A 9,587-nucleotide genomic window follows, 5' to 3' on the forward strand; every position below is an offset into this window, starting at 1 on the left:
CCGTGGTCCGGACTTCCCGATTAAGCCCTTGCGGGCACCCCTTGCACTGGCTGGACTATGGCACTTGGCGGACCTGTGCAAGGGCCCGGCAGGCACCCCCTCTTGCACGACGCAGCGCCAGCCGATAGGGGCGCCCCTGCGACAGGTTCCCCGCGAGGGGATCAAAAGGGAACGCGGGTTCAAGACCCGGGCTGCCCCTGCAACTGTAAGCGGCGAGCCGTGCGGCCATTTCGCCATTGGGGGTGCAAATCCCTGAGAAGGCGGCCGAAACGGCATTGACCCGTGAGCCAGGAGACCTGCCTGTCGCAGTCGTTCTTCGACCGGACAGGGTGAGCCGGCCGAACGGGGCATTTCCTCGCGAAACGACAGCCACTGCCGTGCCCGCAAGCGGCGCGAAAGGGCCTGTCGTCGCGTCTCGCGACCGCATGTCCTTCGCCTGCCTGTTGAGCGCGGCCGGGTTCGACGCTCGCTTGAAGGATATGCCGTGAACTTCCGAATTTCTGCCGCCAGCACTCTTGTTCTTGCACTGGCTCTCCATCCCATGGCCGCGTCTGCCGAAGAGGCGGCCGACGCCTCCACTGCCGACCGGATCGTGGTCAGCGCGCTGCGCACCCCGGTCGCCGCCGATCGCGTGGCCGATAGCGTCACCTTGCTGGGCGAAGCGCAGATCGTAGCCGCTCAACCCATCGCGCTTACCGACATGCTGCTGCGCACGCCCGGCATCAGCGTTTCGCGCAACGGCGGCTACGGCACCACCACCTCGCTGCGTATCCGGGGGGCTGACGCCGGGCAGTCGGTGATGGTGATCGACGGCATGCGCCTGTCCGATTCGTCCTCGACCGCAGGCGGATATGGCTTTTCGAACTTCTTCGTAGACGATGCCGAACGGATCGAAATCCTGCGCGGGCCGCAATCGATCCTCTGGGGCAGTGACGCCATCGGCGGCGTGGTCAACGTTCGCACCCGCCGCCCGACCGAACCGCTGGAAGGCAGCTTCGCAGTGGAAGCGGGAACCCACGACACGGTGTCCGCCCGTGCAGGGGTGGGCGGCACGTCCGAGGCGGTGGACTGGCGCCTCTCCGCCTCGCGCTTCACCACGGACGGCATTTCGGCTCGATCGAACGGCACCGAGGATGACGGCTACCAGCGCAGCGCCGCCAGCGGCACTCTGACCTTTCGTGTCGCGCCGGGCGTGTCGCTCGACCTGCGGGGCTACTGGTCGGATTCGCAGAACGATTTCGACGGCACTTCGGGCGATTCCCTGGCCTATGGCCGGACGGAGGAATGGTCGGGCTATGCCGGGCTCAACTTCACCATGCTCGGCGGCAGGCTGGCGAACCGCGTGGCGGTGCTCCAGACGGAAACGGACCGCCAGAACTACGACCCCGTCCGCTCGATCCGGCAGATTACCTTCGATGCCCATGGCCGCGTGCGCCGGTTCGAGTATCAGGGAACCTACACGTTCTCCGACGCGGTGCAGGCCGTGTTCGGCGCCGAGCGTGAGGAACAGCGGATGACCACCGCCTCCCCGTCGAACAGCGCCACGCCCTATGTGCTGACGCCGGAAAAGGCGGATACGGACAGTGTCTATGGCGAGTTGCGCGTTACGCCCGTCGTGGGCCTCACCGTCAGCGGCGGTGCGCGCTACGACCACCAATCGCGCTTCGGCGGCAACACGGTGTTCAGCGCGGGCGCCGTCTACACGCCCAACGGCGGCGCCACCGTGCTGCGCGCCAGCTATGACGAGGGCTTCAAGGCCCCGTCGCTCTACCAGCTGTTCAGCATGTATGGCGTGAACGACCTGAAGCCGGAAAAGGCCAAGGGCTGGGAAATCGGCGCCGAGCAGGGCTTCGGCGAGGCGCTGCGCCTTTCCGCGACATGGTTCGAGCGCGATACCGACAACCTGATCGATTTCGCCTATTGTCCCACAAGCGGCGCCCTGCCGGATGTGTGCTATGTTCCCGGCACCACCACCTCACGCTTCGGCTACTATGCCAACGTCAAGGCCAGCCATGCGCGCGGGCTGGAACTGGCGGCTTCGGCCCGGTGGGGTGTGCTTTTCGCCGAGGGCAATTACAGCTGGATCGAGGCCGAGGATCGGACGGAGGGCAGCGCGACCTACGGGCGCCAGCTCCAGCGCGTGCCGCGTCACCTGGCCAACTTCGAAGCGGGCGTGGACTTGCCGCAGGGTCTGCGAGCGAGCGTCGCCGGGCGCTATTCGGGCGAGAGCTATAACGCCGCGACCGGCACCGCGACGCTCGACGACTACTGGCTGGTGGACTTGCGCGCGCAGTGGCAGGTCAGGGAAGGGCTGATTCTTCAAGGACGTATCGAAAACGTGGGCGATGAGAAGTATGAGACCGTAAGCGGCTATGGCACGCTCGGCCGCACCGTCTATCTGGGTCTGAGGAGCCGGTTCTGATGCTGTGTCCCGTCGAACCCGGCCCGTCGGTGGTGGTGTGCAGCACCTGCCGTCACTCGGCCGAAGCCCGTGAGGATGACGAAGGCCGTCGCGGCGGCGCGCGGCTGGCAGAGGCGATGCGCGCGGTGCAGGCTTCGGACACGGCGCTTCAGGGCGTGGCGGTCCAGGAAATGGCCTGCCTGTTCGCCTGCCAGCGCCATTGTACGGTGGCGATCCGCGCGCCGGGCAAGCTCGGTTACGTGCTGGGAGACTTCGCGCCGGACGGGGAAGCGGCCCGCGCGATCCTTGAATATGCCGTGCGCCATGCCGCCAGCGAGCACGGGCAAGTGCCTTTTCGCGAGTGGCCGCAGGGCGTGAAAGGCCATTTCATCACCCGGACACCGCCCGAAGGATACGTGGGCACATGATCCGATTAGAGGACCGTGCCGCCTTCGTCGCCGCGCTGGCCGACCTGCCCGCGCCGGACCGCGAGGCGGCGGAGGCTGCGCGCGGGCGGCAGGCCAGGCTGACCAAACCGGCCGGTTCGCTGGGGCGGCTGGAGGACATCGCGGTGTTCATGGCCGGGTGGCAGGGACGGGAGCGTCCGCGCGCGGAGCTTATCCGCGCCGTCGTTTTCGCGGGCAATCACGGTGTCGCTGCGCGCGGGGTCAGTGCCTATCCGCCCGAAGTCACTGCGCAGATGGTCGCCAATTTCGAGGCGGGCGGGGCGGCGATCAATGCCCTGACGGCCGCGTGCGGTGCCGAACTTTCCGTGGTGCCGCTGGACCTCGATCGCCCGACCGGCGACATCACCCGAGAGCCCGCCCTGAGCGAGGCGGAGTGCCTGGCGGCGCTCAATGCCGGGGCGGCTTCGGTGGCGGCAGGCAGCGACCTGTTGTTCGTGGGCGAGATGGGCATCGGCAATACGACGCCCGCCGCGGCATTGGCGGCGCGGGTGTTCGGGGGCGAAGTCGGGGAATGGGTGGGACGCGGCACCGGCCTCGATGATGCGGGGATCTTGCGCAAGGCCGAAGCGGTAACGGCGGCGCTCGCCCTGCACGGGCCGTATTGCACGGATGCCTTCGAGACCCTGCGTCTCCTTGGCGGGCGGGAAATCGCGGCCATGGCGGGCGCGGTGCTGACGGCGCGCCACTTGCGCGTGCCGGTCCTGCTCGACGGCTTCATCACCTGCGCGGCCATGGCGCCCCTGTTCGCGGACAATAAGGCGTTCCTGGCGCATTGCCTGGCCGCGCATTGCTCGGCCGAGGCCGGACACGCCCGTTTGCTGGATCGCTTCGGGCTGGACCCGCTGCTCAACCTGGGCATGAGGCTGGGCGAGGGATCCGGCGCGGCGGTGGCCGCCCAGATCGTGCGTTCGGCGCTGGCGGCCCATGGCGGCATGGCCACTTTCGAGGAAGCAGCTGTGGCCGGGGTCGGGGCTGGGATCGGGGGCGCGTGAGCGGAATCCTCGTCCATCTGATGCGCCATGGCGCTCCGCAGCAGCCTGGCCTTCTGCTGGGTCATCGCGACGATGCGCCGACGCCTGCGGGGGTGGCCCGCTGTGTCACGCGGGCAACGACGCTCGCTTTCGACCGGGTTGTGTCGTCCGATCTGCGCCGGTCAAGCATCCCGGCCGCGCAGATTGCGGTCATGCGCCGACAGGGCCACGATCTGGACCCGCGCTGGCGAGAACTCGATTTCGGCGCGTGGGACGGGCTGGCTCCCCATCAGCTCGACCCTTCCGTGCAGGCGCGGTTCTGGGACGATCCGGAGGCTTTCGCGCCACCGGGCGGCGAGCGCTGGTCGCACCTCTGCGCGCGAGTTGGCGATGCACTCACCCAGATCGATCGCGCCAGCCTGATCGTCACCCATGGCGGCGCCATGCGCGCTGCACTGTCGGTGCTGTTCGGTTTCGACCATCGGCAGGTCTGGGCCTTCGAATTGCCTTACGGTGCTTTCGTCAGCCTGCGTGTCTGGCCTGGCGATGGGCTGCCCGCCGCGCAGATCATCACGCTCGACAGTGGAAAGCCGGCATGAAGCGGCTGGTGCTGGCCCTTCAGTTCCTGACCCGCCTGCCGCTACCGGCGGTTCGCGCCGAGCCGGAGGATTTCGCGAAATCCATGCGCTGGTTTCCGGTCGCGGGACTGGCGGTCGGCGCGGCCGTCGCCGGGGCCTGGTGGCTGGGGGGGCAGAGCGGCGACGCATGGGTGGCGGCGCTGCTCGGGCTCCTGGCCTGGGCGGCGATAACCGGAGCGTTGCACCTCGACGGCCTTGGCGACGTGGCGGACGGCGCAGGCGCGGCGCACAAGGCCATGAAGGACGACACCCGTCGCGCGCGGCTCTCGGCGGTCATGGCCGATCCGCACGCCGGCAGTTTCGCGGTGGTGGCGATCGGCCTGCAACTTCTGGCCAAGCTGGTGCTGCTCCACGGTCTCGCACCGGATCAGGGGTGGGCGCTGCTGTTCGTGGCACCGCTGGCGCGCATCGCGCCCCTGGTGTGGACCCTGGCGCTACCGCCGCTGCATGAAGGACTGGGCAGCCGTTTTCGCCAGGCTGTAAGCTGGTGGCATGTCGGCCTCTGGGCTGTGCTTGGTGTCGTCTGCGGCCTGCTCGTCGCGCCGCCGTTGCTGGCCGCGATCGTGGCAATACCTGCCTGGGGCTGGTGGCTGCGCCGCAGGATCGGCGGTATTTCGGGAGACGGCCACGGCGCCGGGATCGAGGTGGTGGAAACGCTGCTGCTTCTGGCCCTGGTAGCAGCGCGATGAGCGGCGCTTTCGTTTTTCACGGCGGCCGGGTGCGCGAGGCGGCGCAGGTCTACGGCGGTGCTCCGGAGGACTGGCTGGATCTTTCGACCGGGCTCAACCCCCGGCCATGGCCCGCTACCGGAACGATCGACTGGGCCGCCTTGCCGGACCCTGACGCGCTGGCCCGGCTCGAAGCCGTCGCCGCGCGCCATTTCGGGGTCGCGCCGGAACTGTGCTGCGCGGTGCCGGGGAGCGAGACTGCGCTGCGCCTGCTGGCCAAGGCGCTCGACCTGCCCGGACGTTCGCTGGTGCCGGGCTATCGCACCCACCGGGAAGCCTTCTTCCCCTCCCGCCCTGCGCGGTTCGGCGAGCAGCCCAGCAAGAGAGAAGTTTTCGTCTTCGCCAATCCCAACAACCCGGACGGCGTGCTGCGCGATCCCGAGGCAGTCGTCGAATGGGCCGAGCGGATCGACCAAACCGGTGGGTTCCTGATCGTCGATGAGGCCTTCGCCGATTGTCACCCAGGGGCCAGCGTCGCCCACGCGGTCGCGCCGGGGTTCCGGATGATCGTCCTGCGGTCCTTCGGCAAGTTCTTCGGCCTGGCCGGTTTGCGACTGGGCTTCGTGCTGGGGCCGCCCGCGCTCATGCTGCTGCTGCGGCAGATGCTGGGAAGCTGGCCGGTTCACGCCGCCGCGCTTTCATTCGGAATCGCTGCCTATGAGGACAGCGCGTGGATCGCCCGGACGCGGGCCGAACTGCCGGCCCGCGCCGAAGCGCTGGACGCTTTGTTGCGCCGTCATGGCCTGGTGGCGGAGGGGGAGTGCCCGCTGTTCCGGCTCGTCACCGGCTGCGATGGACAGGCCCTGTTCGAGCGGTTGGCCCGCGCCCGTATTCTCGTGCGCCCCTTCTCGGAGCAGCCGGGCTGGGTACGCTTCGGAGTGCCAGCCGATCCCGCCGCGCTCGCCAGACTGGACGATGCGCTGGGGCGAGTAGCGTGATGATCGCGCCGGTCGCCTGCGTCGCGATGGCGCTGGAAGGCGCGCTCGGCTGGCCGGGACGGCTTTATGATGCGATCGGGCATCCCGTAGGGCTTTTCGCGAAGGCGATTTCCGGCTGCGAGCGCAAGCTCAATCGCCCGGACTGGTCGGACATGGCGCGGCGTGTCGCCGGGCTCGGCGCCATGCTGGGCCTGATCTGCACCGTGCTGGCGGGCATGGGACTGGCGGTCTGGCTGGTGCGCGGGTCGGCAGGGGCTTGGGCATGGCTGCCGCTGGCGGTGTTGGCTTGGCCCGCGCTGGCGGCGCGCAGTCTCGACGATCATGTCAGCCCGGTGCTCGCGGCGCTGGAGGCGGGCGACCTTGCTCGGGCGCGCCATGCGGTCGGCATGATCGTGGGCCGCGATACCGCCGCGCTGGACGAGGCGGGCGTCGCCAGCGCCGCCATCGAAAGCCTGGCCGAAAGCTTTTGCGACGGCGTGGCGGCGCCGCTGTTCTGGCTGCTGGTGGGCGGCGTTCCGGGAGCCTGGGCCTACAAGGCGATCAATACCGCGGACAGTCTGATCGGCCACCCGGAGGAGCCGCTGCGCGCCTATGGCTGGGCGGCGGCGCGGATCGACGATCTGGCGAACCTGGTGCCCGCGCGATTGGCGGGCGTGTTGCTATGCCTTGCAGGCGGTGGCGGCTGGCGGGTCATGATGCGCGACCATGCGCGGCATGCCTCGCCCAATGCCGGTTGGCCGGAGGCGGCGATGGCGGGAGGGCTGGGCGTGCGGCTCGCCGGGCCGATCGTCTACGACGGAGTCCTTGCCTCCAAGCCGTGGATCGGGGAGGAGGGCCGTTCGGCGGGAACGGCGGACTTGCGGCGGGCGCGGACGATCTATCGCCGGGCCTGCCTCTTGCTCTGGCTTGGCGCGCTGGGCGTAGAGGGGGGAGTGGAGGCGGGAGTGGCATGGCTGGCTTGATGTTGCAGGGGACCGGCTCGGACGTCGGCAAGTCCGTGCTCGTGGCAGGATTGTGCCGTGCTCTCTCCAACCGTGGGCTCAGCGTGCTGCCGTTCAAGCCGCAGAACATGTCGAACAACGCCGCCGTCACGCCAGAGGGCGGAGAGATCGGCCGGGCGCAGGCGCTGCAGGCGCTGGCGGCGCGGGCACCGCTCCATGTGGACATGAACCCGGTGCTGCTGAAGCCACAGGCGGATCGGACCTCGCAGCTCGTGGTTCACGGCGAAGTGCGCGGCACGCTGGGCAGCGCCAACTTCCGAGAAGCCCGCCGGACGCTGTTGCCCGAAGTGATGGCCAGTTATCGGCGGCTGGAGGCGCGCTGCGACCTGGTGGTGGTGGAAGGCGCGGGCTCGCCTGCCGAGATCAACTTGCGCGCCGGGGACATCGCCAACATGGGCTTCGCGCGCGAGGCCGGGGTGCCGGTGATGCTGGTGGGCGATATCGACCGGGGCGGAGTGATCGCCGCCGTGGCCGGTACGCGGGCCGTGATCGATCCCGAGGACGCGGCGATGATCCGGGGTTTCCTCATCAACAAGTTCCGGGGTGATCCGGCGCTTTTCATGGACGGCTATGCGGCGATCGAGGGGCTTTCCGGCTGGCGGGGCTATGGCGTCATGCCATGGACCGCCGCGGTGGGTCGCCTGCCGAGCGAGGATGCGGTCGTGCTCGAACGCGGGTTGGGTGGCGGTTCGGGCAAGTTGCTCGTGGCCTGTCCGATCCTGCCGCGCATCGCCAATTTCGACGATCTCGATCCGCTCCGGCAGGAATCCGGGGTGGAGGTGGCGATGATCCCGCCCGGTACGCCGATCCCTGCCGAGGCGTCGCTGGTCGTCCTGCCGGGCTCCAAGGCGACCATGGCGGACATGGCCTTCCTGCGCACCGAAGGCTGGGACATCGACGTGCTGGCGCACCATCGGCGCGGCGGCATGATCCTGGGTATCTGCGGCGGCTACCAGATGCTGGGGCGTTCGATCGCCGATCCGCTGGGTATCGAGGGCGCGCCGGGGGAGATCGCGGGACTTGGCCTGCTCGACGTGACGACCGTGCTGGGAGATCGCAAGGCCCTGCGAGAGGTTTCGGGCGTGGCGCTGGGGGCGGAACTGGCCGGCTACGAGATGCACATGGGCGTTACCGAGCGGGGTGATGCCGCACATTTCGCCATGCTGGGCGCCCCCCGTGACGGCGCCCCCGACGGCGCCCCCGACGGCGCCATCGACGCCTCCGGGCGGATCATGGGAACATATTGCCACGGCCTGCTCGCCTCGACCGGGCTGCGCGCGGAATTGCTGGCGCGGCTGGGCGGGAACAGCGACGGGCTTGATCATCACGCCGGGGTGGATGCCGCGCTGGACGAACTGGCAGCCGAGATGGAACGGCATCTCGACATCGACGGCCTGCTGGCCCTCACGGGGTATCGCGCATGACCTGCACTCTGGTTCTCGGCGGCGCCCGCTCGGGCAAGAGCCGCCATGCGCAGGCGCTTGCGGAAGCGGTGCCGGGGCGGCTTGTCTATATCGCCACCGCGCAGGCGCTGGACGATGAGATGGAGGCGCGGATCGCCCGCCACCGGGAGGATCGTGGCCCCCGATGGTCCACACGTGAGGCGCCGCTGGATCTTGCCGAGGCGATCGAGCGCGCGGCCGAGGAGGCAGACGCGGTGCTCGTCGATTGCCTGACGCTCTGGCTTTCCAACCTGATGATGGTGGACGTGGCGCTGCAGCCTCGCTTCGATGCGCTTTGCCGCGCGATTGCCGCCTGTCCGAAGCCGCTTGTGCTGGTCGCCAATGAAGTGGGGCTGGGGATCGTTCCCGATACGCCGCTGGGGCGCCGGTTCCGGGACGAGGCAGGGCGGCTCAACCAGCAGGTCGCGGCGACGGTGACGCACGCCGTTTTCGTCGCCGCGGGATTGCCGCTGACCTTGAAGTAAGGTGGCAAGAAAAAAGCCGCTCCCGGGTTAAGGGAGCGGCTTTTTTTCGTCATCCCGGACTTGATCCGGGATCGCTGTCGGCCTTGAGGCGCTAGCCATCGAGCGAGGCGCGGCTTGGCCAGCGGTCCCGGATCAGGTCCGGGACGACGTGTGTGCTATGGCTACCTCAGAAGTCCATCCAGTCGTCGGCGGTGGCCAGCGCCTTCATCGGCTTACGGGCCGCGGCGGGCTGGAACGTCGTCACTGGCGCCGTAGGCACCGCGCGCGGCGTGGCCGGCGCACCGGAACGCAGGCCTTCGCGGCCGGTGCGGAACATCGCGGCGCGATCCGACAGTGAGGTGACTTCGCTGTTGAGGTTGCGCGCGGCGGCCGAGGTTTCCTCCACCATCGCGGCGTTCTGCTGGGTGGCCTGGTCCATCGTGCCGATCGTGGCGCTGATCTGGGTGATCGTCGAGGACTGGGCCTGGTTGTCGCTGGCGATGTCGCTGAGCAGGGTGTGGACTTCGGTGACGTCGC

Annotated in this window: 9 protein-coding genes, 1 pseudogene and 2 riboswitches (1 of these 12 running past the window's edge); of the genes and pseudogenes, 9 read left to right on the forward strand and 1 reads right to left on the reverse strand. The window is 69.1% G+C overall.

Features of this window, described 5'->3' with window-relative positions:
- A riboswitch (cobalamin riboswitch) is annotated at positions 1–57 on the reverse strand; it reaches 151 nt to the left of the window's first position.
- A 69-nt stretch (positions 58–126) separates the two neighbouring features.
- A riboswitch (cobalamin riboswitch) is annotated at positions 127–319 on the forward strand.
- A gap of 222 nt (positions 320–541) precedes the next feature.
- The 9 genes from RT424_RS16690 to cobU are packed head-to-tail and all read left to right on the forward strand — an operon-like array spanning position 542 to position 9,071.
- Positions 542–2,422 carry a TonB-dependent receptor plug domain-containing protein gene (locus RT424_RS16690; protein WP_409521521.1) on the forward strand — a complete coding sequence of 627 codons (1,881 nt, stop codon included), beginning with the start codon at positions 542–544 and terminating at the stop codon, positions 2,420–2,422.
- Entirely contained in the window at positions 2,422–2,829 is a 408-nt protein-coding gene (locus tag RT424_RS16695; RefSeq protein WP_313440582.1) for a DUF1636 domain-containing protein, read from the forward strand. The genes RT424_RS16690 and RT424_RS16695 overlap by 1 nt, the downstream gene beginning before the upstream one ends.
- Positions 2,826–3,860 (forward strand): nicotinate-nucleotide--dimethylbenzimidazole phosphoribosyltransferase, encoded by a 1,035-nt coding sequence (cobT, locus tag RT424_RS16700; protein WP_313440584.1) that lies wholly within the window; start codon positions 2,826–2,828, stop codon positions 3,858–3,860. Before RT424_RS16695 ends, cobT begins: the two co-directional genes overlap by 4 nt.
- Positions 3,857–4,438, forward strand: a complete 582-nt coding sequence (locus RT424_RS16705) for a histidine phosphatase family protein (protein WP_313440586.1) — start codon at positions 3,857–3,859, stop codon at positions 4,436–4,438. The genes cobT and RT424_RS16705 overlap by 4 nt, the downstream gene beginning before the upstream one ends.
- Positions 4,435–5,166, forward strand: coding sequence for an adenosylcobinamide-GDP ribazoletransferase (locus RT424_RS16710; RefSeq protein ID WP_313440588.1), 732 nt, complete (start codon positions 4,435–4,437; stop codon positions 5,164–5,166). Before RT424_RS16705 ends, RT424_RS16710 begins: the two co-directional genes overlap by 4 nt.
- Positions 5,163–6,143, forward strand: coding sequence for a threonine-phosphate decarboxylase (locus RT424_RS16715; RefSeq protein ID WP_313440590.1), 981 nt, complete (start codon positions 5,163–5,165; stop codon positions 6,141–6,143). Before RT424_RS16710 ends, RT424_RS16715 begins: the two co-directional genes overlap by 4 nt.
- Positions 6,143–7,105 (forward strand): adenosylcobinamide-phosphate synthase CbiB, encoded by a 963-nt coding sequence (gene cbiB / locus RT424_RS16720; protein ID WP_313440592.1) that lies wholly within the window; start codon positions 6,143–6,145, stop codon positions 7,103–7,105. Before RT424_RS16715 ends, cbiB begins: the two co-directional genes overlap by 1 nt.
- Positions 7,093–8,568, forward strand: coding sequence for a cobyric acid synthase (locus tag RT424_RS16725; protein WP_313440594.1), 1,476 nt, complete (start codon positions 7,093–7,095; stop codon positions 8,566–8,568). Before cbiB ends, RT424_RS16725 begins: the two co-directional genes overlap by 13 nt.
- A complete protein-coding gene (gene cobU / locus RT424_RS16730) occupies positions 8,565–9,071 on the forward strand; it encodes a bifunctional adenosylcobinamide kinase/adenosylcobinamide-phosphate guanylyltransferase (protein WP_313440596.1) in 507 nt (168 codons plus the stop codon). The genes RT424_RS16725 and cobU overlap by 4 nt, the downstream gene beginning before the upstream one ends.
- 166 nt (positions 9,072–9,237) lie before the next feature.
- On the opposite strand, the pseudogene RT424_RS16735 reads toward cobU, so the two are convergent.
- Positions 9,238–9,587 (reverse strand): annotated as a pseudogene (locus RT424_RS16735) (methyl-accepting chemotaxis protein); the annotation flags it as partial.

Origin of the sequence: Novosphingobium sp. (assembly GCF_032093395.1) — a bacterium.
GTDB lineage: Bacteria > Pseudomonadota > Alphaproteobacteria > Sphingomonadales > Sphingomonadaceae > Novosphingobium.